This window comes from Mesorhizobium sp. M0217, assembly GCF_040321955.1.
In the GTDB taxonomy this organism is placed as follows: domain Bacteria; phylum Pseudomonadota; class Alphaproteobacteria; order Rhizobiales; family Rhizobiaceae; genus Mesorhizobium.
On the sequence record NZ_JAMYSN010000008.1, the window covers coordinates 58,406 to 78,743 of the forward strand.

At 62.2% G+C, this 20,338-nt stretch carries 22 protein-coding genes and 1 tRNA gene; 18 read left to right on the plus strand and 5 right to left on the minus strand.

Annotation, left to right across the window (positions count from 1 at the left end; translation table 11 throughout):
* The first annotated feature begins 188 nt into the window (after window positions 1–188).
* The 3 genes from NKJ18_RS15390 to NKJ18_RS15400 all read left to right on the plus strand — a co-directional run bounded on the left by NKJ18_RS15390 (window position 189) and on the right by NKJ18_RS15400 (window position 2,088).
* Window positions 189–279 (plus strand) — tRNA-Ser (locus tag NKJ18_RS15390).
* 268 nt (window positions 280–547) lie between these two features.
* Entirely contained in the window at window positions 548–790 is a 243-nt protein-coding gene (locus tag NKJ18_RS15395) for a GIY-YIG nuclease family protein (protein ID WP_023829059.1), read from the plus strand.
* A 122-nt stretch (window positions 791–912) separates the two neighbouring features.
* Window positions 913–2,088: a porin gene (locus NKJ18_RS15400; protein ID WP_352758612.1), complete on the plus strand. Its 1,176-nt coding sequence runs from the start codon at window positions 913–915 to the stop codon at window positions 2,086–2,088.
* A gap of 91 nt (window positions 2,089–2,179) precedes the next feature.
* Here the strand turns inward: NKJ18_RS15400 and NKJ18_RS15405 are convergent, their stop codons facing one another.
* Complete coding sequence (locus NKJ18_RS15405; RefSeq protein WP_352758614.1) at window positions 2,180–2,341, minus strand: hypothetical protein; 162 nt, start codon at window positions 2,339–2,341, stop codon at window positions 2,180–2,182.
* On the opposite strand from NKJ18_RS15405, the gene NKJ18_RS15410 reads away from it, so the two are divergent.
* The 9 genes from NKJ18_RS15410 to NKJ18_RS15450 all read left to right on the plus strand — a co-directional run bounded on the left by NKJ18_RS15410 (window position 2,340) and on the right by NKJ18_RS15450 (window position 10,808).
* Window positions 2,340–3,452, plus strand: coding sequence for a pyridoxal phosphate-dependent aminotransferase (locus tag NKJ18_RS15410; protein WP_023692834.1), 1,113 nt, complete (start codon window positions 2,340–2,342; stop codon window positions 3,450–3,452). The genes NKJ18_RS15405 and NKJ18_RS15410 overlap by 2 nt on opposite strands.
* Before the next feature lie 155 nt (window positions 3,453–3,607).
* Window positions 3,608–3,892: an acylphosphatase gene (locus tag NKJ18_RS15415; RefSeq protein ID WP_352459652.1), complete on the plus strand. Its 285-nt coding sequence runs from the start codon at window positions 3,608–3,610 to the stop codon at window positions 3,890–3,892.
* A gap of 69 nt (window positions 3,893–3,961) precedes the next feature.
* Window positions 3,962–4,606 carry a TetR/AcrR family transcriptional regulator gene (locus tag NKJ18_RS15420; protein WP_023692832.1) on the plus strand — a complete coding sequence of 215 codons (645 nt, stop codon included), beginning with the start codon at window positions 3,962–3,964 and terminating at the stop codon, window positions 4,604–4,606.
* Entirely contained in the window at window positions 4,575–5,738 is a 1,164-nt protein-coding gene (locus tag NKJ18_RS15425; RefSeq protein ID WP_023692831.1) for an isovaleryl-CoA dehydrogenase, read from the plus strand. The genes NKJ18_RS15420 and NKJ18_RS15425 overlap by 32 nt, the downstream gene beginning before the upstream one ends.
* A gap of 1 nt (window position 5,739) precedes the next feature.
* Window positions 5,740–7,347, plus strand: a complete 1,608-nt coding sequence (locus tag NKJ18_RS15430; RefSeq protein WP_352758616.1) for a carboxyl transferase domain-containing protein — start codon at window positions 5,740–5,742, stop codon at window positions 7,345–7,347.
* A gap of 1 nt (window position 7,348) precedes the next feature.
* Window positions 7,349–7,879, plus strand: coding sequence for an O-acetyl-ADP-ribose deacetylase (locus NKJ18_RS15435; protein WP_352758619.1), 531 nt, complete (start codon window positions 7,349–7,351; stop codon window positions 7,877–7,879).
* Between the two features lie 120 nt (window positions 7,880–7,999).
* On the plus strand, window positions 8,000–8,374 hold the full coding sequence (locus NKJ18_RS15440; protein WP_352758622.1) for a hypothetical protein: 375 nt from the start codon (window positions 8,000–8,002) through the stop codon (window positions 8,372–8,374).
* A gap of 45 nt (window positions 8,375–8,419) precedes the next feature.
* A complete protein-coding gene (locus tag NKJ18_RS15445) occupies window positions 8,420–8,797 on the plus strand; it encodes a hypothetical protein (RefSeq protein ID WP_023684512.1) in 378 nt (125 codons plus the stop codon).
* A 49-nt stretch (window positions 8,798–8,846) separates the two neighbouring features.
* Window positions 8,847–10,808, plus strand: a complete 1,962-nt coding sequence (locus NKJ18_RS15450) for an acetyl/propionyl/methylcrotonyl-CoA carboxylase subunit alpha (protein WP_352758625.1) — start codon at window positions 8,847–8,849, stop codon at window positions 10,806–10,808.
* 65 nt (window positions 10,809–10,873) lie between these two features.
* Here NKJ18_RS15450 and NKJ18_RS15455 read toward each other — a convergent pair whose 3' ends face one another.
* On the minus strand, window positions 10,874–11,995 hold the full coding sequence (locus NKJ18_RS15455; protein ID WP_023670204.1) for an ABC transporter substrate-binding protein: 1,122 nt from the start codon (window positions 11,993–11,995) through the stop codon (window positions 10,874–10,876).
* A 386-nt stretch (window positions 11,996–12,381) separates the two neighbouring features.
* The gene (locus tag NKJ18_RS15460) at window positions 12,382–12,648 is read right to left on the minus strand and encodes an SEL1-like repeat protein (RefSeq protein WP_006199745.1); all 267 of its coding nucleotides are present in this window, start codon (window positions 12,646–12,648) and stop codon (window positions 12,382–12,384) included.
* A 438-nt stretch (window positions 12,649–13,086) separates the two neighbouring features.
* Between NKJ18_RS15460 and NKJ18_RS15465 the strand changes: the two genes are divergently transcribed.
* The 5 genes from NKJ18_RS15465 (at window position 13,087) to NKJ18_RS15485 (ending at window position 16,935) form a co-directional block, all read left to right on the plus strand.
* On the plus strand, window positions 13,087–13,428 hold the full coding sequence (locus tag NKJ18_RS15465; protein ID WP_023687258.1) for a DUF2147 domain-containing protein: 342 nt from the start codon (window positions 13,087–13,089) through the stop codon (window positions 13,426–13,428).
* 227 nt (window positions 13,429–13,655) lie between these two features.
* Complete coding sequence (locus NKJ18_RS15470; RefSeq protein ID WP_023692826.1) at window positions 13,656–13,808, plus strand: hypothetical protein; 153 nt, start codon at window positions 13,656–13,658, stop codon at window positions 13,806–13,808.
* A 39-nt stretch (window positions 13,809–13,847) separates the two neighbouring features.
* Complete coding sequence (locus NKJ18_RS15475) at window positions 13,848–14,042, plus strand: hypothetical protein (protein WP_023702175.1); 195 nt, start codon at window positions 13,848–13,850, stop codon at window positions 14,040–14,042.
* Window positions 14,043–14,320: 278 nt separating this feature from the next.
* Complete coding sequence (locus NKJ18_RS15480; protein ID WP_023731828.1) at window positions 14,321–15,781, plus strand: AMP nucleosidase; 1,461 nt, start codon at window positions 14,321–14,323, stop codon at window positions 15,779–15,781.
* Window positions 15,782–15,921: 140 nt separating this feature from the next.
* Window positions 15,922–16,935: an endonuclease/exonuclease/phosphatase family protein gene (locus NKJ18_RS15485; RefSeq protein WP_502906164.1), complete on the plus strand. Its 1,014-nt coding sequence runs from the start codon at window positions 15,922–15,924 to the stop codon at window positions 16,933–16,935.
* A 25-nt stretch (window positions 16,936–16,960) separates the two neighbouring features.
* On the opposite strand, the gene NKJ18_RS15490 is transcribed toward NKJ18_RS15485, so the two are convergent.
* Together NKJ18_RS15490 and NKJ18_RS15495 are read right to left on the minus strand one after the other, a co-directional pair.
* Complete coding sequence (locus NKJ18_RS15490) at window positions 16,961–17,707, minus strand: DUF922 domain-containing protein (protein ID WP_502906163.1); 747 nt, start codon at window positions 17,705–17,707, stop codon at window positions 16,961–16,963.
* Window positions 17,704–19,383, minus strand: a complete 1,680-nt coding sequence (locus NKJ18_RS15495; protein WP_352758630.1) for an electron transfer flavoprotein-ubiquinone oxidoreductase — start codon at window positions 19,381–19,383, stop codon at window positions 17,704–17,706. Before NKJ18_RS15495 ends, NKJ18_RS15490 begins: the two co-directional genes overlap by 4 nt.
* Before the next feature lie 302 nt (window positions 19,384–19,685).
* Between NKJ18_RS15495 and NKJ18_RS15500 the strand changes: the two genes are divergently transcribed.
* Window positions 19,686–20,240 carry a hypothetical protein gene (locus tag NKJ18_RS15500; RefSeq protein WP_023698594.1) on the plus strand — a complete coding sequence of 185 codons (555 nt, stop codon included), beginning with the start codon at window positions 19,686–19,688 and terminating at the stop codon, window positions 20,238–20,240.
* Window positions 20,241–20,338: the final 98 nt, after the last annotated feature.

Genomic DNA, 20,338 nt, shown 5'->3' on the forward strand with positions numbered 1-20,338 from the left:
CGCGCAATGCGGCCGAATCCGGCGATGGCCGGCCAGAATTGCGGCCATGTCGCCGACTCGCCAGCCAGGGAACTGCCGTAGAATCGCCGCATGCAAAAGGCGCCGCTGCGGCCGAATGCGGATTTTTCAACGATTATCGCGCCGGCTTGTTGATTGTGCCGGCGCTTTTCTCTATCCAGCGGCGCAACGGAGAGGTGGCCGAGTGGTCGAAGGCGCTCCCCTGCTAAGGGAGTAGAGGTCAAAAGCTTCTCGTGGGTTCGAATCCCATCCTCTCCGCCATCCTGCTTCGCTCTTCGAGCTTCGCAGGACAAGCCCAACCCTCACCGCGAAGCAGGATGGCGGAGAGGATGCCCTCCGAAGCCTTGGCGTAGAAGGGCCGGACCGTGTGGTGTGCTACGTGCCGCACAGCGTAAGCCCAGACAATCCCTTGCAAAATTCGATTGGCAGTCCTGCTTCGCTCTTCGAGCTTCGCAGGACAAGCCCACCTCAGCGCGAAGCAGGATGGCGGAGAGGATGCCCTCCGACGCCCGGCAAGGGAGAGCAGCTCATGTGGTATGTGTATCTTCTGGGGAGTGCGGCTGCCGAACGCGAACGCTATATCGGCATAACGACGGACCTGAAACGACGGCTTGTCGAGCACAATGCGGGGAAATCCAGCCATACATCCAAGTTTCTGCCGTGGCGGATCGTCACCTATATGGCCTTTTCGAACCAGGGCAAGGCAGCTTCATTCGAGCGCTATCTCAAATCCGGTTCAGGGCATGCTTCCGCAAACAAGCGCCTGTGGTGATGGCCGCATCACCCGCAGCAAAGTTCCATTTTTCAATAGACCTCAACAATAACAACTGATTACAGCGAAAACGCCTGTCGCCGGCTTCACTGTCTTGTTCGATTCTGACTGGAGGTCAGAAAATGAACATTAAGAGCCTTCTCCTCGGCTCCGCTGCGGCCCTGATCGCAGTTTCCGGTGCGCGCGCCGCCGACGCCGTCGTCGTCGCCGAGCCGGAACCGGCTGAATACGTCAAGATTTGCGACGTCTACGGCGCCGGCTACTTCTACATTCCCGGCACCGAAACCTGCCTGCGCATCGGCGGCTATGTCCGTTACGACATCGGTGCCGGCGACGTGGGTTCGTTCGATGGTGCGAGGTCCTTCGACCATAAGGATGGCGACGAGCAGGATACCTTCTACAAGAACGCCCGTTTCACGCTGAAGACCTGGACCGGCCAGGAAACCGAACTCGGCACCTTGAAGACCTACACCGAGACCCGCTTCAACTTCGGCAACCGCAACGGCTACCCCTCGGCAGACGATCCGACGACCGAAGCAGACGAGTTCAACTCCAACCCTGCCGGCAACAAGAACGTTTCGCTGAACTTCGCCTGGATCCAGCTCGGTGGCCTGCGCGTCGGTAAGGACGAATCGGCCTTCGACACGTTCATCGGCTACGCCGGCAACGTCCTCCAGGATACGCTCGTTCCCTACGGCGATTTCGATACCAACGTCGTCCAGTACTACTTCGATGCGGGCAACGGCTTCTCGGCCGTGGTCTCTCTCGAAGAAGGCTCCGGAACCGTTGGCACCATCGACAGCTACGTTCCGCATGTCGTCGGCGGCGTGAAGTACACGCCGGGCTGGGGCGCCATCACCGGCGTCGTCGCTTATGACAGCAACTACGAAGAAGTCGCCGGCAAAGTTCGTTTGGATATCACCCCGATGCAGAACCTGTCGCTCTTCATCATGGGCGGCTACGGCACCGACGACAATTTGACGGACTCGAGCTATGCGATCGACGCCGGCGGCCGCGGCTTCTACAAGCAGTGGGGCGGCAACTGGGCTTTCTGGGGTGGTGGCACCTACACCATCAACGAGAAGACCTCGTTCAATGCCCAGGTCTCGTATGACGAATGGAAGAATCTCGGTGTTGCCGCCAACATCGCCTACGACGTTGTTCCCGGCTTCACGGTCACGGCCGAAGTCGACTACCTCAATGCAGGCAAGTTCGACGACGCCAATTTCTCCAACTTCACCAACGCCGACAAGAAGAGCAGCATCGGCGGTCTCCTCCGCTTCCAGCGCTCGTTCTAAGACGCTCAGCCTGGCTGAAAATCGAACCCGGCGGGCAACCGCCGGGTTTTCTTTTTGAAGCGCCCGTCGCCATTGGCTGCAGTGCTGGCCTTCAAAAGGGTTGCCGCCTACCGGCGGTCAGGTCGTAGAGCGTGGCCACCCGCGCCGATTTCATCACGGGCGTGATGGCCACTATTTCCAGCCGCGCCAGAACTTGCGCCGTCCCATTGGGCACGCTAGCAAGAAGGCCCATCTTCTCGTGAGCCTTTGCCATGCGCCAGCGCCCTGCCCTCACGCCGCTTGTCGGCGCGCTTCCCTCGACGGTGCCGTTTGTCGGACCGGAAGCGCAGGAGCGCGAGCGCGGACGTGCTTTTCGCGCCCGCATCGGCGCCAATGAAAGCAGCTTCGGGCCTTCGCCGCGCGTTATCGCCCGTATGGAGCGCGTCGCGCGTGACCAGTGGATGTATTGCGATCCCGACAATTACGATCTGAAGCAGGCTGCGGCCCGCCATCTCGGCGTCGGCGCCGAAAACGTCATGGTCGGCGAAGGCATAGACGGGCTGCTCAGCCTGGTGGCGCGCATGTATGTCGCGCCCGGCGACGCAGTGGTCACCTCGCTCGGCGCCTATCCGACCTTCAACTTCCACATTGCCGGCGTCGGCGGCCGGCTGGTCACGGTGCCTTACGAGAACGACAAGGAAAGCCTGGACGGCCTGCTCAAGGCAGTCATCAAGGAGAAGGCGCCGCTGGTCTATCTCTCCAATCCGGACAATCCGATGGGCAGCTGGTGGGAAGCAGGAGATATCACCCGCTTCGTCGAAGCGTTGCCGGAAACCACCATGCTGGTGCTCGACGAGGCCTATGGCGAATTGGGGCCGGCCTCGGCGCTGCCGCCGATCGATGTCGCGCGATCCAATGTCATCCGCATGCGCACCTTCTCCAAGGCATACGGGCTGGCCGGCATACGCTGCGGCTATGCGGTGGCGGAAGCCGAGGTGATCCGTGACTTCGAGAAGATCCGCAACCATTACGGCGTCAGCCGCATGGCGCAGATCGCCGGCGTCGAGGCGCTGGCCGACCAGGACTGGCTGCACACCGTGGTGGCGCGAGTCGCTGCCGGCCGCACACGTATAGCCGGGATTGCGGAGACGAACGGGCTGAAGCCGCTGCCATCGGCGACCAATTTCGTCACCATCGACTGCGGCCAGGACGGCGCCTTCGCGCTGAAAGTGCTGCAAAACCTTTTGTCGCGCGACGTTTTCATCCGCAAGCCGATGGCGCCAAGGCTCGAACGTTGCATCCGGGTCAGCGTCGGCCTCGATCATGAACTCGACATCTTTGCCGAGGAACTGCCCGGCGCACTCGCCGCGGCGCGGGGAAACTAGCGCCGCCGATTGCCATCGCAACAGAGCCTGCCGAGGCCGCCAAGGCCAAAACAGAATCAGCCGCGACCCCGACTCCGTCGATCCAGCAGCAATCCGAAGTCAAGCCTGTTGCTTTCGTCCGATTCCGCGCCAGTTTCTGTGCATGGGAGGCAACGATGGATGACCGGCAAAGGGCAGTGCAGGCGCGTGTGCATGGCAAGGTGCAAGGCGTCGGCTACCGGATGTGGGCGCGAGGCGAAGCGACAGGGCTTGGCCTCGTAGGTTGGGTACGCAATGAACGAGACGGCACCGTGACGGCCTGGATTGCCGGTGCCGATGCTGCGGTTTCCACAATGATCGAACAGCTCCGGCAAGGGCCAAGGGGAGCTTCGGTTTCGAAGGTCGAGACCGAGGAATTCGAACTCCTCGACGCGCCCATCGACTTTCGGATCATCGTCTAGACGGAACCACTTTGTTGCCGCTTGAATTAATTGAACGTTCTTTTTATTACTAGGTATCGGGAGACGTTCATGGCACGCACAACGGGATCCGACGGCGAAAAAACTGAAGCGGCCGTCCGGGAGGCTGCGGTCAGCCTGATCGCCCGCTTCGGCTACGAGGCAATGTCGATGCGGCAGCTTGCCGCCGAGGTCGGCGTCCAGGCCGCCGCGCTCTACCGCTATTTTCCGACCAAGGAAGACCTGCTGTTCACGCTGATGCGCGAACATATGGAAGGGCTGATCGAAGCGTGGGACGCCGCACGCCCCGACGCTGCCGATCCGGCAACGCGGCTTGCCGCCTATGTCGAAAACCACATCGCTTTCCACATCGAGCGCCGCCACTCCACCCATGTCTCGAACATGGAATTGCGCAGCCTGTCGCATGACCGGCTGACGCAGATACTGCGCATGCGCACCGCCTATGAGAAGGAGTTGCGCGCCATCCTGCGCGACGGCGCGGAGGCAGGCGCCTTCAGTGTCGATGACACCGGGCTCACTGCCATGGCCCTGATCCAGATGATGACCGGCGTCATCGTCTGGTTCCGGCCGGGCGAGCGGCTGTCGATGGCTGAAGTCACGGCGACATATCTTTCAATGACAATGCGCCTGGTTGGCGCGAAGATCGAAATCGGGGAGGAACGGCATGTACACGAACACACTCAGCTTCGGGCATGACGAGGACATCGAGGCGCTGCGCGATCTGGTGCGCCGCTTTGCCCAGGAGAAAATAGCGCCGATCGCTGCCGAGATCGACCGCAGCAATCAATTCCCCACGCATCTGTGGAAAGAGCTCGGCGCGCTCGGCCTTCTCGGCATCACCGCCGATCCCGATTTCGGCGGCAGCGGCATGGGCTATCTTGCCCACGTCATTGCGGTGGAAGAGATTTCGCGCGCCTCGGGCTCGGTTGGTCTCTCCTACGGCGCCCATTCGAACCTCTGCGTCAACCAGATCAACCGCTGGGCGACGCCGGCTCAGAAGGAGAAATTCCTGCCGGCATTGTGCTCGGGCGAAAGGGCAGGTGCGCTGGCCATGTCGGAATCGGGCGCCGGCTCCGACGTCGTCTCGCTCAAGCTGCGCGCCGAAAAGCGCAACGACCGCTATGTGCTCAACGGCTCGAAAATGTGGATCACCAACGGCCCCGATGCCGAAACGCTGGTGGTCTACGCCAAGACCGATCCCGAGCGGAAATCGCGCGGCATCACCGCCTTCATCGTCGAAAAGACGATGGCCGGCTTCTCGGCATCGCCAAAGCTCGACAAGCTCGGCATGCGCGGCTCCAACACCGGCGAACTGGTGTTCGACAATGTCGAGGTGCCCTATGACAATGTGCTGCATGAGGAGGGCCGCGGCGTCGAGGTCCTGATGTCGGGCCTCGACTACGAGCGCACCGTGCTCGCCGGCGGACCGCTCGGGCTCATGGCGGCCTGTCTCGACGTGGCGATCCCCTATGTGCATGAGCGCAAGCAGTTCGGCCAGCCGATCGGCGAGTTCCAGCTCGTGCAGGGCAAACTTGCAGACATGTATTCGACGATGAACGCCGCGCGCGCTTACGTTTATGCTGTCGCGGCTGCCTGCGATCGCGGCCAGACGACACGCAAGGATGCTGCCGGCTGCGTGCTGTTTGCCGCCGAAAAGGCGACGCTGATGGCGCTCGACGCCATCCAGCTGCTTGGCGGCAACGGCTATACCAACGAGTATCCGACCGGCCGGCTGTTGCGCGACGCCAAGCTCTACGAGATCGGCGCCGGCACCAGCGAGATCCGCCGCTGGCTGATCGGGCGCGAGATCATGGCGGAAGGGGTTTAGCATGGCCGTACTCCAAACCCAGATCTCGCCCTCCTCCGAAACCTTCCGCGCCAATGCTGAGCGCATGCGGGCGCTGGTTGCCGACATTGCGGAGAAAGCAACCAGCGTCGAGCGCGGTGGCTCGGAGGAGGCGCGCGAGCGTCATGTTTCGCGCGGCAAGCTGTTGCCGCGCGAGCGGCTGGCGCAATTGCTCGACACCGGCTCGCCTTTCCTCGAGATCGGCCAGTTCGCGGCATGGTCCATGTATGGCGAGGAGATTTCCTCGGCCGGCATCATCGCCGGCGTCGGCCGTGTCGAAGGGACCGAGGTGATGGTCGTGGTCAACGACGCCACGGTGAAGGGCGGCACCTATTATCCGCTCACGGTGAAGAAGCATTTGCGCGCGCAGGAGATCGCGCTGCAAAACAATCTGCCTTGCGTCTATCTGGTCGACAGCGGCGGCGCCAACCTGCCCAACCAGGACGAGGTGTTTCCCGACCGCGAGCATTTCGGCCGCATCTTCTACAACCAGGCCAACATGTCGGCGGCCGGCATTCCGCAGATCGCCTGCGTCATGGGCTCATGTACTGCGGGCGGCGCCTATGTGCCGGCAATGTCGGACGAGACGATCATGGTGCGCAACCAGGCGACCATTTTTCTCGGCGGCCCGCCGCTGGTGAAGGCGGCTACGGGCGAAGATGTCAGCGCCGAGGAGCTTGGCGGCGCCGACGTGCACACCAGGCTGTCCGGTGTCGCCGACCACTATGCGCTGGACGACGAACATGCGCTGGCCGTCTGCCGGCGCATCGTCAAAAACCTCAACCGGCGCAAAACCGTAAGCCTGACGTTACAGAAACCCATGCCGCCGCTTCATGATCCGCGTGAACTCTACGGCATCGTGCCGACAGATCTGCGCCAGCCCTACGATGTGCGCGAGGTGATCGCGCGCGTCGTCGACGGCTCCGAGTTCGACGAGTTCAAGCAGAATTACGGCACCACGCTGGTCACCGGCTTTGCCCATCTTCAGGGCATGCCGGTCGGCATCATCGCCAACAATGGCGTGCTGTTTTCCGAAAGTGCTGTGAAGGGCGCGCATTTCATCGAGCTGTGCTGCCAGCGCAAGATCCCGCTGATCTTCCTGCAGAACATCACCGGCTTCATGGTCGGGCGAAAGTACGAGGCCGGCGGCATCGCCAAGGACGGCGCCAAGCTGGTGATGGCGGTTGCCACCGCCAAGGTACCGAAGGTTACAATGATCATCGGCGGGTCGTTCGGCGCCGGCAATTACGGCATGTGCGGCCGCGCCTACTCGCCGCGCTTCCTATGGATGTGGCCGAACGCGCGCATTTCGGTGATGGGCGGCGAACAGGCGGCGACCGTGCTGGCGGTGGTCAAGCGCGAGGGCATCGAGCGCAAGGGCGGTGAGTGGAGCGCGGACGAGGAAGCGAAATTCAAAAGGCCGATCCTGATGAAATACGAGCATGAGGGCCACCCGCTCTACTCCTCGGCGCGGCTGTGGGACGACGGCATCATCGACCCGGCGAAAACGCGCGAGGTGCTGGCGCTCAGCCTGTCGGCCGCACTCAACGCCGACATCGAGGAAACGAAGTTCGGCGTGTTCAGGATGTAGGATGAGCAAGTTCGGCGAACGGATACATGTCCACACCGGCGACATCACCAGGCTTGCGGTCGATGCCATCGTCAACGCCGCCAATTCCTCGCTGCTGGGCGGCGGCGGCGTCGACGGCGCCATTCACCGGGCGGCCGGCCCGGAGCTCGAATTCGAATGCCGGATGCTGAACGGCTGCAAGGTCGGCGAAGCAAAGCTTACCAAGGGCTACAGGCTGCCGGCACGTTACATCATCCACACGGTCGGACCTGTCTGGCAAGGCGGCGGCAAAGGCGAAGCCGGACTGCTCGCCTCCTGCTATATCCGATCGCTCGAAATCGCCGCCGCCAGGGATTGCCGGACCGTGGCATTTCCGGCGATCTCCACCGGCATGTACCGCTATCCGAAAAATGAGGCGACGCAGATCGCCGTTGGCATCGCAGGTACCTTCGTCGGACAGAACTCAACGCCCGAAACAGTTATTTTCTGCTGCTTCGACGAGCCAACAGCTCAACTATACCGACAAGCCGTTGCTGCCATTGGAAGATGCTAGTCTGCATGGATAAGATGGTTCATCCACCTACGCAAAAGCAATTTTCGGTTAGCAGGCTGGCGGCGCTGGAGAATAGACGCTATTGTTCATCCCGCATTGGGCAACGGGGAAGGGGTAAAGATGAGGCCGAAATATTCGGGAAAAACGACTGCGTCGGTACTTGCAGCATTGCTTATATTTGCGGTACCCGGCGTTGGCGCCGCGGCATCGCTGGCGGGAAGCAAAGGCGACATCCATTTCTATCCGTATTTGCCGAAAAGCCCGAAAGACCAGTGCACCATGGCTTACAACGCCTATGTGGCCGCCGGCGGCCATTCGGCCTATGCGACCACGCCCTATGCCCGGATCCGTTCGTTGTACATCATCTGCGGCTCGGGCTTGAATGCACCGTCACAGAAGGCTGCCGAAGAACGGGCGATGAAATCCTGCGAGTCCGCCCGCAGCCATTACAAGGTCATTACAGGTGCGGGCTGCGAAGTTGCGGCATCGAAGTAGGCCGACAAGCATCGGCTTGGGTATTTTTCAAATGGGCGGCGCAAGATGAAATCGACACGCATCAAACGAATTACTGTATCGATGCTTGCCGGCCTGCTCGTATTTACGGCACCCGGTATCGGGGCGGCTGGATCGCTGGCGGGCAGCAAGGGAGACACCCGATTCTGGCCTCCGTTGTCACTGAATCCAAAGGAGCCCTGCACGAAGTCGTACAACGCCTATGTCGCGGCGAGTGGCCACTCGGCCTACGCGACCACATTCTACTCGCGCGTCGACGATCTTTACATCATCTGCGGTGCGCGGCTGAACGCGCCATCTCAGAAGGCCGCGGAAGAGTTGGCGTTGCGAAGCTGTCAGGTTGGCCTGAAAAAGTGGAAGGTTCAGACCGCGAGCGGCGGCTGCAAAATCGCGGCTTCGAAATAGGCTCATTCCTGCCAGACCGGCGCCGCCCGAGACAAACTCTGGAGGCTCCATGTTCGCCAAGATCCTGATCGCCAATCGCGGCGAGATCGCCTGCCGGGTGATACGCACGGCCAGGAAGATGGGGGTGCGCACCGTTGCCGTCTATTCCGACGCGGACGCCAAGGCTCTGCACGTCGAAATGGCTGACGAGGCGGTGCATATCGGCGCTTCGCCCGTCGGTGAAAGCTATCTGCGCGGCGACAGGATTGTTGCGGCGGCGCTGGCGACCGGCGCCGAAGCAATTCACCCCGGCTATGGCTTCCTCTCGGAAAACCCCGATTTCGTCGACCAGGTGGTGGCGGCAGGGCTCACCTTCATCGGCCCGTCGGCCGCCTCGATCCGCGCCATGGGGCTGAAGGACGCGGCCAAGCGGCTGATGGAAAAGGCCGGCGTGCCGGTGGTGCCGGGCTATCATGGCGAGGCGCAGGAGATCGTGCTGCTGGCGTCCAAGGCGCGTGAGATCGGCTATCCCGTTCTGATCAAGGCGCGCGCCGGCGGTGGCGGCAAGGGCATGCGCCGGGTCGAACATCCCGACGATTTCTCCGAGGCGCTGTCGGGCGCACGGCGCGAGGCCAAGGCCGCGTTCGGCGACGACCGCGTGCTGGTCGAAAAATATGTCGACAAGCCGCGCCACATCGAGGTCCAGGTGTTCGGCGACAATTTTGGCAATGCCGTGCATCTCTATGAGCGCGACTGCTCTGCGCAGCGCCGCCACCAGAAGGTGATCGAGGAAGCGCCGGCGCCCGGCATGACGCCGGCGCTGCGCAAGGCGATGACGGAAGCGGCGGTCAAAGCCGCCAAGGCGATCAGCTATTCGGGCGCCGGCACCATCGAATTCATCGTCGACGCCTCGCAGGGGCTGAAGGCCGACCGTTTCTGGTTCATGGAAATGAACACCCGCCTGCAGGTCGAGCATCCCGTCACCGAAATGGTCACCGGCACCGACCTGGTCGAGTGGCAGTTGCGGGTAGCCGCCGGCGAAAAGCTGCCGAAGACGCAGAGCGAAATCACGCTTTCCGGCCACGCCTTCGAGGCGCGCATCTATGCCGAGGACGCGGCGAAAGGGTTTCTGCCGGCGACCGGCACGCTGCATCACCTGGCGTTTCCCGACAACGCGCCCGAAGGCGCCAGCATGCGCATCGAGACCGGCGTGCGGCCCGGCGATGCGATCTCGCCCTTCTACGATCCGATGATCGCCAAGCTGGTCGTCCATGCCAAGGACAGGCAGGCGGCACTCGATGCGCTCGGCACTGCGTTGTCGCAGACCGAGATTGCCGGCTCGACCGTCAACACCGCGTTTCTCGCGGCACTTGCCGCGGACGCAGATTTTTCGGCCGGTGATGTCGATACCGGCCTGATCGGCAGGCATCAGGAAGCGCTGACCGCGGTCGCCCCGCCGCGCAGCGAGATCGTTGCCGCGGCGGCCCTTGCCGCGGCGGGCGCCGGTGCCTTGCCGCCGTCGAACGATCCGTGGTCGTCACTTGCCGGCTATGCGCATTTCCACAGCGTTGCGCGCCGCACGCGCCTGCGCCATGGCGAGGACGATATACTGGCGCGTGTTTCAGTGCGGCCGGACGGGCGCTTCGAGGTGGCGCTCGACGCGCCCTATGACAGCGTCAATTCGCATGATCTTCGCGCCGCCCCTCGCCTTGCCCGCTGGCCAGGCCACGTCACCGTGTTCGAAGGCGCCGTCGGCTACAGTTTCCTCGTCCCGGATCCGCTGGCGCGAACCGACGAGGCGGCCGCCGCTTCCGGCAGCCTGCGCGCGCCGATGCCGGGCCTGGTCAAGCTGGTGCGCGCGGCAAAGGGCGAAAGGGTGATCAAGGGCCAGCCGCTGTTGATCCTGGAAGCGATGAAGATGGAGCACACGATCGCGGCCAGCCATGACGGCGTGATCGCCGAGATCGCCACAGAGGGCGCGCAGGTCACCGACGGAACGGTGCTGGTGCGCTTCGTTGAAGAGGCTTCATAGCCGGCTGGAGGCTTGAACAAAAATGGCCGGGACAAGCCCGGCCATTTCCATGAGTACGCGGCCGCTTACTGCGCGATCGGTGCGTATTTGCCGTCGTGCCACTGGTTGATGTCGTAGCTGGCGTTCTTCAGATCGCCCTTCTCGTCAAAGGTCACGTCGCCGACCACGGTGCTGAACGGCGTGCCGTTCTTCAGCGCTTCGGCGACCTTGACCGGATCGTCCGTTCCGGCGCGCTTGACGCCCTCTGCAAACGCCTGAACGACGGCGTAGGAGAACAGCGTGAAGCCTTCCGGCACGAAGCCGCCCGCCTTGATCTTGGCGATGGCTTCCTTGGCTTCCGGCTTGGCCTGCGGGTCCGACGGGAAGACGAACAGGGTGCCTTCACCGGCGGGGCCGGCGACCTGCCAGAATTCCGGCGAGGCGATCGAGTCCGGCATGATCAGCTGGAACTTGACGCTCTGCTCGGCCGACTGACGCAGGATAAGCCCGGCTTCCGGGTGATAGCCGCCGAAATAGACAACGTCGGCCTTGAGGTCCTTCAGCTTGGTGACGAGAGCCGAATAATCCTTCTCGCCGGCATTGATGCCTTCATAGTCGATCTCCTTGAGGCCACCGGCATTCATCGTCGCCTTCACGGCATCGGCAACGCCCTGACCGTAGGCGCTCTTGTCATGCAGGATAACGACATTCTTGCCGGCATATTTCTTGGCGATCCACGGGCCAATGAAGGCGCCCTGCGCGTCGTCACGCGTATAGAGACGCATGATCGTCGGCCAGCCGGCCTTGGCGGCGGCATCGGTCAGCTCGGGATTTGAAGAGGCCGGGCTCATCATCAGCGCGCCGGCCTCGGCGTAGACGGCGGAAGCCGGGATGCTCGAACCTGAACAGGCATGGCCGTCAATAAACTTGACGCTGTTGGCAACGATCCGGTTGGCCACCGAAACCGCCTGCTTGGGATCGCACTGGTCGTCCTCGATGTCGAGCTTGATCATCGAGCCGTTGACACCGCCGGCGGCGTTGATCGCGTCGGCGGCTGCCGTTGCGCCCTGCTTGAACTGGTCGCCGATCGTGGCGAGCTGTCCGGTCATCGGGCCGACCACCGAAATGGTGATGTCATCGGCAAAGGCAACCGGCGCGCTCATCATCAGGCCAAATACGGCCGCGCTCAAAATACCCATTTTTTTCATGGTGATAGAACTCCTCCCACACTCGCGCAGCCGCTCTGGCCGCGCTTCTTTCCGAAGGCGGGACAATTTCATCCTTCATTGGGCCTGTCTAGGCGCATCGGCGCCGCTCGATTGGGCCTCATCAACGCAAAAAGCCACGCCAGCCTGTTCCGGCCGGTCGTGGCTTTTTGCTCGTAGCAGTCCCCATGCGCCCCCGCGCCACGAAAACCTGCCCGCCGTCCCCATTGTGCACGACTGGACCGTGCCGGCCTGCCGCGTTCTTGTTCTTTCATGGTCGGCCGTCTTGTCGCGGCCTTGTCGTTTCACCGGTTCCGACCGTCTTTGCGGTCTTGATCCCGGGGCTTCCCTGTTTTCGATAATCTGCCTGCGATAATCTGCTCGCGATCTCAGTGCATCGTCATCCATTCGCGGGCTTCGCGCAGCGCCTTGGCGATCTCGACCTTGGACATTGCGGCCGACAGTTCCGAGCGCAGTTCCGCGGCGCGGACCGAGCCCTTGATGGCGGCGATGTTGAACCATTTGTGGGCGGCAACGACATCGGTCTCGCAATCGCGGCCGGTCGCATACATCATGCCCAGTTCGAAAAGAATGTCGGCCTGGGCAGTTGCCCCCATGGCGCCGAAGCCGGCTTCAAGCATTTCAAAACGTGCCATTTTAGTCCCCTGTCTGGCTCCCGAGAGCGGGCCTCTTCTGTCCCCCGGTGTTCCCTGGGGAGCCGCTCTTTCGATGCTTCCGAGAATGAGGCCGAGCCTTGAATCCGTCGTTAAATGGCGTGCTTAATTTGGAGAAAACAAAGCTAAAACAAGAGGTAAACGCGGAAATTCGTTAAGGATACAAAGTCAGCAATCCCGCCGTTTCTCGACCGATTTGACGAAAATTTGCAAGGCGCCGATCAACACTCTGCTAACCACGCGAACCAAAAGCCAACGCCTCGATCGTTTCATTTCCACGGGCTGCACTCTCCCGACCCCGCATGAAAATTGCGAAACCTTCCGTCGCGGCACGCTTTTGTTTTGCCGGGAGCTGGATTAGCTTACGTTTGCGTAAGGGGCAGAGAGGCGGCTGCCCCATCTAAACCAGGGAGGACAGATATGTTTCGCAAAGTGAGCTTGGCCCTGGCGGCCGCCGTGATGATGGCTGGTGCGGCTTGGGCCGATCCGATCGAAGGCAATTGGAAGACACAAGCCGGCGACACAGCAGTTATCGGCGGCAGCGGTTCATTCTCCATCACCCTGAAGACCGGCAAATATGCCGGGAAGACCATCGGTTCGCTCAAGGCGGCCGGGGCCAACAAATATGCCGGCAACATCACCGATCCGGCAAACGACAAGACCTATTCGGGCAAGGCAACACTGTCGGGCACCTCGCTCAAAATGAGCGGCTGCGTGCTCGGCGGGCTGATCTGCAAGAGCCAGACCTGGCACAAGCTTTGATCTTGCTGCTTTGAGTTGACCAACGGGGCCTTCACAGGCCCCGTTTTCTTTTTGCAGGACGGTCCGCGCCATAGCGACGACCGTGCCGTTTGCGGCGGCGCAAACCCGAACCGACGCTCTCTCTAAGACCTCGTCAATCACTTTGAACCGCAGATGAACGTCGGCATCAGCGCCGGTTCAGTCGCATCAGGGCATTTTGATGGCGTGTTCAAGGAGACACTACGCAAATGCTCGCTCGCCGCTTCACCATCGTCTGCCTGTTGATGAGCCTGTTCGGGATGCTCTTCGCCATCCTCGTGGCCGAAGCCGGCCGCCCGGCCCGTTCCTGGGATGCAGCCAGTTCCTGCCAATTCGATTGCATGAACCATTTTCGCCCCTGAGACGACAAAGACATAGATCCAAACAGAAAAGCAAAAGCCATGAACCGCATCGCCATCAACGCCCTCCAGACCCTTCGGCTCCTGCCGCGGGCGGCGCTCGTCCTGGTCGTGCTGTCGGCGCCGGTCCTGGTCATGCCGATGATGCGGGCCAATGCCGACACGACGATCGACGCGCCGGCGACGAAGAAGCATGGCGTCGGCTTTGTCTTGCTGGTCAGTCTGCAGCGCGGGTAAGGTGTGCGGGTATTAAGGTGATGCCGGCCTGCAAGTGGCGGCCTTTGGTGCTCACATACTTCGAGTACGCTCCGCTCCGGTTCTCGAAGCCAACCAGTTTGGTCGCTTCGCGCCCGTCTTCGACTCCGGCTCAGCCTTACCTGAATCTCAGCACACCTTGGGCGTGGACGAATAAATCGACCACTTGGCGGCCATCCTCCCCTCCCAAGTGCGGCCTCAAGTCTCTATATTGAGCCATGGAAAAGCGAATCTACCCACAAGCTATCGAATCGGTCGTCATGCCGGAGCCTTTCGGCAAGCAGAGCTTCGACGACGCCAAAAAGGCCGTGGCCGCCTTGCAGGTGCTCTACGACCGCAACACCAAGTTTCTGCGCGACTCCTTTGCCACGCTTGCCGCCGGCGGCGACGAAAGCAAGCGCTACCGCGCCTTCTACCCAGAGATCGGCGTCACCACCAATTCGTTCACCCAGATCGACTCGCGCCAGGCTTACGGCCACATGCCGACCCCCGGGCATTTCTCGACCACCATCACCCAGCCGGTGCTGTTCGAACGCTATCTCGTAGAGCAGCTTCGCCTGATCATGCGCAATCACGGTGTGCCGGTAACGGTTTCGGAATCGACCACGCCGATCCCGCTGCATTTCGCGTTCCTTGAAGGAACCCATGTCGATGGCGCCGCCGCCGACCGCATCAAACGGCCGATCCGCGACCTGTTCGACGTGCCGGATCTTGACGGCACCGACGACCAGATCGCCAACGGCACCTTCGAGGTCGCGTTCGGCGAACCAAGGCCGCTGGCGCCGTTCACGGCGCAGCGCATCGACTATTCGCTGCACCGCATGACGCACTACACGGCGACGAGCCCGCAGCATTTCCAGAACTTCGTGCTGTTCACCAACTACCAGTTCTACATCGACGAGTTCGTCGCCCGCGCGCGGGCCCAGATGGCTGAAGGCGGCCACGGCTATACCGAATTCGTCGAACCGGGCAATGTCATCACCAAGGCAGGGCAAAACGCACCCAGCGAAGGCGTGGCGGCGCCGCGCCTGCCTCAGATGCCAGCCTATCATCTGAAGAAGCCGAACCATGGCGGCATCACCATGGTCAACATCGGCGTCGGCCCGTCCAACGCCAAGACGATCACCGACCATGTCGCGGTGCTGCGACCACATGCATGGCTGATGCTCGGCCATTGCGCCGGCCTGCGCAACACTCAGGCGCTGGGCGACTATGTGCTGGCGCATGCCTATGTCCGGGAAGACCATGTGCTGGACGATGACCTGCCGGTGTGGGTGCCGATACCGCCGCTGGCCGAGATCCAGGTGGCGCTGCAGGAGGCGGTCGCCGAAGTCACCGGACTTTCCGGCTACGATCTCAAGCGCATCATGCGCACCGGCACCGTCGCCACCATCGACAACCGCAACTGGGAACTGCGCGACCAGCGCGGACCGGTGCAGCGGCTGTCGCAGTCGCGCGCCATCGCGCTCGATATGGAATCGGCCACGATCGCCGCCAATGGCTTCCGCTTCCGCGTGCCCTACGGCACGCTGCTTTGCGTCTCCGACAAGCCGCTGCATGGCGAGTTGAAGCTGCCCGGCATGGCGACCGAATTCTACAAGCGGCAAGTGGCGCAGCATCTGACCATCGGCATCAAGGCGATGGAGAAGCTGGCGGAAATGCCGATGGAACGGTTGCATTCGCGCAAGCTGAGAAGCTTTTCGGAGACGGCCTTTCAGTAGACCGGCTTGCCGTAAATGTTTGCCGCGAGGCGTTTCGTCATCTTGATTGGGCCGCATTTCAGCCGATAAAGGCCTGATACCTCGGCAATGTATTACCCGGTCTATGGGCAAAACCCGGTCTGATGGCACGCGTGCGAAAGATGATGGCTTCAATGGCGTTCCTGGCAATGCTCGGCCTCTCGGCCGCGCTTGTAGCCGGGTTCTTTGGCGCACTGCATCCGGCCTTCGATTCCTTTGCCCATTTCCGCATCCATTTTGCCGTGCTGATGGGGCTGATTGCGCTGCCGCTGCTCGCCACCTCGTTTCGCCTGCAGGCGGGCGTGGGCCTGCTGCTGGCCGTGGCCGCCTTCGCCAGCACGTTGAGCACCTTGCCGCGCCTGTGGCCGGTGCAGGCCGCCAATGACGCCGCGCCCGGCAACGAACCGGTCTACCGGCTGCTGCAGATGAACCTGCGTTTCAACAATCCGACACCCAAGAAGGTTCTTTCGCTGATCGCCAGGACCAACCCAGACGTGATCACGCTCGACGAAGTATCGGCCATGTGGGCGACCGAACTCGGCTATATCCAGAACGCCTATCCCTATCGCATCCTGTGCGCCCATCCCGACGGCGTGTGGGGCGTGGCGCTTTTGTCCCGGCGACCTTTTGCGGCCGGCACCGAGCCGCATTGCGAACCGCGCGGCGCGATGGCGGCCGCCACCGTCGATTTCGGCGGCACTCCGGTCGATGTCGCGGCGATCCATTTGAGCTGGCCGTGGCCGAAGGAACAATACTGGCAGATCGGCGAGTTGACCGAGACGCTCACCTCGCTCGGCGAGACGGCGATCATGGCCGGCGACTGCAACGCCGTGCCGTGGAGCGCCGCGGTACGGCGCGTTGCCTCGCTCGGCGGACTGACCGTGATGCCGTCGGCCGGACCGACCTGGATCCACCGGACCCTGCCCGATTTCCTGCGGCGCTATGTGGGCCTGCCGATCGACCAGGTGTTTTCGAAGGGCGGGGTGACCATCCTGTCGTCGACGAAGATGGAAGAGACCGGCTCCGACCATCTGCCGGTGATGGTGGAATTTTCATTGATGCGCGACGAGACCAAGCCGGTCGACGAGGATTCTACCGCGACTGTGTCGCTGATCCAGCCCAGCATGGGCGGCTAGATCGTACGCCACGGGGCTTACGGTTTCACAAGCCTACCAAGGCCTCGATGATGCGCTCGACATGGCCGCCTTCACTGTGCTCGCGCGCGTCGAACGCGATCTGTTTTGCCTCATAGAGCTTGGAAGTGGCTTGCAAGCGCCGCGTGGCTTCGACGCGCGTTTTGTTGCATTGCGGATCGTTGGCAAATTTCAGGCCGCGAACCGACCGCTCGGCAGCCTGCATCATCTGCCCGGCGATACGGCCATGGGTTCCTTCATGAGCGAGAACGCCTGTGAAAAACCGGTTCCAGCGTTTGCGCAGCGCCGGCGTGACGGCCGAGGCGACGCGCGGGTAGGTGTAGGCGATGTTGAGCGTTCCATTGGCCTGGCGCAGGCGGCAGACGCCGTTGACCTGACCCACGTCCAGGCTCCAGTCGGCGGTGTAGCTTGTCTGCGCGATGGCGTGGGTCATGAAACCGTGCTTGGGGCCCCTGCGGTTCATGGCGATAACCAGACCGGCACCTGTCGTGCCGGTGATGTCATAGGTTCGCGTCTTGACGACGGTTTTCACCCCCGCCGACGCCGTCCCGACGACGCCGCAGGCCGCGCTTATGACGGCGACGCAAAACAAGACCAACACGCGCATGCCATTTTCCCCATGGACACGGCAATGAGACCACAAGCAGACGACGGTTTCAACAATCTTTGGCGCCGAGCGCCTTAGATGCCTTGGTAAACCCGGCCATCGCCGCCATTTTTGCTGGTTGAGACGGCCCCGGTCGGTGAGGCTCACATGCCCTGATAGACCGGGCCTTCGCCGCCTTGTGGCGGCACCCAGTTGATGTTCTGGTTGGGATCCTTGATGTCGCAGGTCTTGCAGTGCACGCAGTTCTGCGCGTTGATGACGAAGCGCACATCTTTGGCAGACGGATCGGCGGCGGCGTTGCCGTCCTTGTCGACCCATTCGTAAACACCGGCCGGGCAATAGCGGGTCGAAGGCCCGGCAAAGACATCATGCTCGGAACGCTTCTGCAACTCCATGTCGCCGACGATGAGATGCACCGGCTCGTTTTCCTCGTGATTGGTGTTGGACAGGAACACCGAGGACAGGCGGTCGAAGGTCAGCACGCCGTCCGCTTTGGGATAGGCGATCTTCTTGTGCTTGGCCGCGGGCTCAAGCGTGGCATAATCGGCCTTGCCATGTTTCAGCGTGCCGAAGGGCGAGAAGCCGAACAGCGTGTTCAGCCACATGTCGAGACCACCGAGGCCGACGCCGATAATGGTGCCGAAGCGCGACCAGAGCGGCTTGACGTTGCGGACCTTCTTCAAATCCTTGCCGATATCGGTCGCGCGCCAGGCGTCCTCATAAGACGACAGCTCGTCATTGGCGCGGCCGGAGCCGATCGCTTGCGCGACATGCTCGGCCGCCAGCATGCCGGACAGCACCGCATTGTGCGAACCCTTGATGCGCGGCACGTTGACGAAGCCCGCCGCACACCCCATCAGCGCGCCGCCGGGGAAGGAGAGTTTCGGCACCGACTGCCAGCCGCCTTCGGTAATGGCGCGCGCGCCGTAGCCGATGCGCTTGGCGCCCTCGAAGGTGCGCGATATCGCCGGATGCGTCTTGAAGCGCTGGAATTCCTCGAAGGGAGACAGCCAGGGGTTCTTGTAGTTGAGATGCAGGACGAAGCCGACCGCGACCTGGTTGTCCTCCAGGTGGTAGAGGAAGGAGCCGCCGCCTGTCTTCAGGTCGAGCGGCCAGCCGAAGGAGTGCTGCACCAGGCCCGGCCGGTGGTTCTCGGGCTTGACCTGCCACAGCTCCTTGAGGCCGATGCCGTATTTGCCGGGCTCACGCCCGTCCGACAGTTTGTACTTTGCGATCAGCTGCTTGGACAGCGAACCGCGCGCGCCCTCGCCGATCAGCACGTATTTGCCCATCAGCGCCATGCCCGGCGCAAAGCCCGGGCCATGTGTGCTGTCTTTTTCGACGCCCATGTCGCCGGTGATGACGCCCGTGACCGCGCCAGCATCGTTGTAGACGAGGCTGGCGGCAGCAAAGCCCGGATAGATTTCGACGCCTAGCGCTTCAGCCTTGGTCGCCAGCCAGCGGCAGACATTGCCGAGCGAGACGATGTAGTTGCCGTGATTGTTCATCAGCGGCGGCATCAGGATATTGGGCAGACGGAACGAGCCGGCGGGGCCGAGCACCAGGAAATCGTCGGCCGTAACCGGCGTCTTGAAGGGGTGGCCATCTTCCTCGCGCCAGCCCGGCAACAGGCGGTCGATGCCTATGGGATCGACGACGGCGCCTGACAGAATATGGGCGCCAACCTCGCCGCCCTTTTCCAACACCACGACGGAAAGCTCGGGATTGACCTGCTTGAGACGGATCGCTGCGGCAAGGCCCGCCGGGCCGGCCCCGACGATGACCACGTCGAATTCCATGCTCTCGCGTTCGATCTCGCTCATCAACCCCTCCGCACTGGCCAACCGTTTCCGGCATTTTGCTGGCTCCTGCGCTGCATAGCGCATCAATCCGCGACAGGAAACCGGCGCTGACGTGACAATGCCGATTTCGACAAAAAGTCGCGGATGACAACTCTGCCGCAAGCGTTTTGCGCGCGGCCGCGCTCAGCGTCCCATATTTTAATTGTTCGACGGCTCTCTTATCGGCCATACTTATTTCCATGCGCACGCCGTCCGGCTATTCATTGACGCGCTTCCCCCTTCCGCCCGGCCGGACGTGCCGAGCGATCCTTCTCGCCCTTTCAATGCTTACGCCGGTTCGCGCTCAGGCCGAGCCGGTGAAGGTGTGGGCGACCGGCGCCTATTCCTTTTCCGACGAGCTTGGCGGTTTCCACATCACCGGCGCCTCGGGCACCGGCACCAAGGAAGATCCGTTGGTCATCTCCGAGGAGCTGAATTCGTCGACGCCGGTGACGCTCACCATCCGCACCACCAAACCGATCCAGCCGTTCAGCACCAACGGCGAATTCGCCAACGGCATCCTGTACATGCGTATCGAGGTGCTCAACAACAGCGGCCAGGCCTGGGTCGAATTCCAGTTCGAGCTGCAGGAGATACTCAACCAGCCGAGCGTGTTCGGCGACGGCCTGTCCTTCGACCAGCGCAACAAGACGCCCGACAACATCCTGTCGAGCGCGTACGCCGATTTCGACCGCGATTTCGAACCCTATGACCGGCTCTTGTTCAAGAGTGGACAGATCGACCCGCTGAAGAGGGGACGCTTCGAGTTTCTGATCACCGACTACACGCCGCGCTGGACGTTCTATCTGGTGCAGGATCCGCGGATACCGACGGGGTAAGCGGCAGACGCCGTGAAAATCGCCACGAAATGCCCTTCGTGATTGGCGAAAGCCGACGAGCGCGTAATCTCCCTCCTTAAGGGGGAGATTACTAACCG

What these genes read in the sequence shown, in the direction of transcription:
- NKJ18_RS15445 (WP_023684512.1), top strand. Translation starts at nt 8,420, where the DNA reads ATGAAATCGACACGCATCAAACGAATTACTGTATCGATGCTTGCCGGC.
- NKJ18_RS15425 (WP_023692831.1), top strand. Translation starts at nt 4,575, where the DNA reads ATGTACACGAACACACTCAGCTTCGGGCATGACGAGGACATCGAGGCG.
- NKJ18_RS15475 (WP_023702175.1), top strand. Translation starts at nt 13,848, where the DNA reads ATGAACCGCATCGCCATCAACGCCCTCCAGACCCTTCGGCTCCTGCCG.
- NKJ18_RS15430 (WP_352758616.1), top strand. Translation starts at nt 5,740, where the DNA reads ATGGCCGTACTCCAAACCCAGATCTCGCCCTCCTCCGAAACCTTCCGC.
- NKJ18_RS15405 (WP_352758614.1), bottom strand. Translation starts at nt 2,341, where the DNA reads ATGGCAAAGGCTCACGAGAAGATGGGCCTTCTTGCTAGCGTGCCCAAT.
- NKJ18_RS15465 (WP_023687258.1), top strand. Translation starts at nt 13,087, where the DNA reads ATGTTTCGCAAAGTGAGCTTGGCCCTGGCGGCCGCCGTGATGATGGCT.
- NKJ18_RS15480 (WP_023731828.1), top strand. Translation starts at nt 14,321, where the DNA reads ATGCCGGAGCCTTTCGGCAAGCAGAGCTTCGACGACGCCAAAAAGGCC.
- NKJ18_RS15500 (WP_023698594.1), top strand. Translation starts at nt 19,686, where the DNA reads ATGCTTACGCCGGTTCGCGCTCAGGCCGAGCCGGTGAAGGTGTGGGCG.
- NKJ18_RS15435 (WP_352758619.1), top strand. Translation starts at nt 7,349, where the DNA reads ATGAGCAAGTTCGGCGAACGGATACATGTCCACACCGGCGACATCACC.
- NKJ18_RS15470 (WP_023692826.1), top strand. Translation starts at nt 13,656, where the DNA reads ATGCTCGCTCGCCGCTTCACCATCGTCTGCCTGTTGATGAGCCTGTTC.
- NKJ18_RS15460 (WP_006199745.1), bottom strand. Translation starts at nt 12,648, where the DNA reads ATGGCACGTTTTGAAATGCTTGAAGCCGGCTTCGGCGCCATGGGGGCA.
- NKJ18_RS15395 (WP_023829059.1), top strand. Translation starts at nt 548, where the DNA reads ATGTGGTATGTGTATCTTCTGGGGAGTGCGGCTGCCGAACGCGAACGC.
- NKJ18_RS15450 (WP_352758625.1), top strand. Translation starts at nt 8,847, where the DNA reads ATGTTCGCCAAGATCCTGATCGCCAATCGCGGCGAGATCGCCTGCCGG.
- NKJ18_RS15495 (WP_352758630.1), bottom strand. Translation starts at nt 19,383, where the DNA reads ATGAGCGAGATCGAACGCGAGAGCATGGAATTCGACGTGGTCATCGTC.
- NKJ18_RS15400 (WP_352758612.1), top strand. Translation starts at nt 913, where the DNA reads ATGAACATTAAGAGCCTTCTCCTCGGCTCCGCTGCGGCCCTGATCGCA.
- NKJ18_RS15440 (WP_352758622.1), top strand. Translation starts at nt 8,000, where the DNA reads ATGAGGCCGAAATATTCGGGAAAAACGACTGCGTCGGTACTTGCAGCA.
- NKJ18_RS15410 (WP_023692834.1), top strand. Translation starts at nt 2,340, where the DNA reads ATGCGCCAGCGCCCTGCCCTCACGCCGCTTGTCGGCGCGCTTCCCTCG.
- NKJ18_RS15485 (WP_502906164.1), top strand. Translation starts at nt 15,922, where the DNA reads ATGATGGCTTCAATGGCGTTCCTGGCAATGCTCGGCCTCTCGGCCGCG.
- NKJ18_RS15420 (WP_023692832.1), top strand. Translation starts at nt 3,962, where the DNA reads ATGGCACGCACAACGGGATCCGACGGCGAAAAAACTGAAGCGGCCGTC.
- NKJ18_RS15415 (WP_352459652.1), top strand. Translation starts at nt 3,608, where the DNA reads ATGGATGACCGGCAAAGGGCAGTGCAGGCGCGTGTGCATGGCAAGGTG.
- NKJ18_RS15455 (WP_023670204.1), bottom strand. Translation starts at nt 11,995, where the DNA reads ATGAAAAAAATGGGTATTTTGAGCGCGGCCGTATTTGGCCTGATGATG.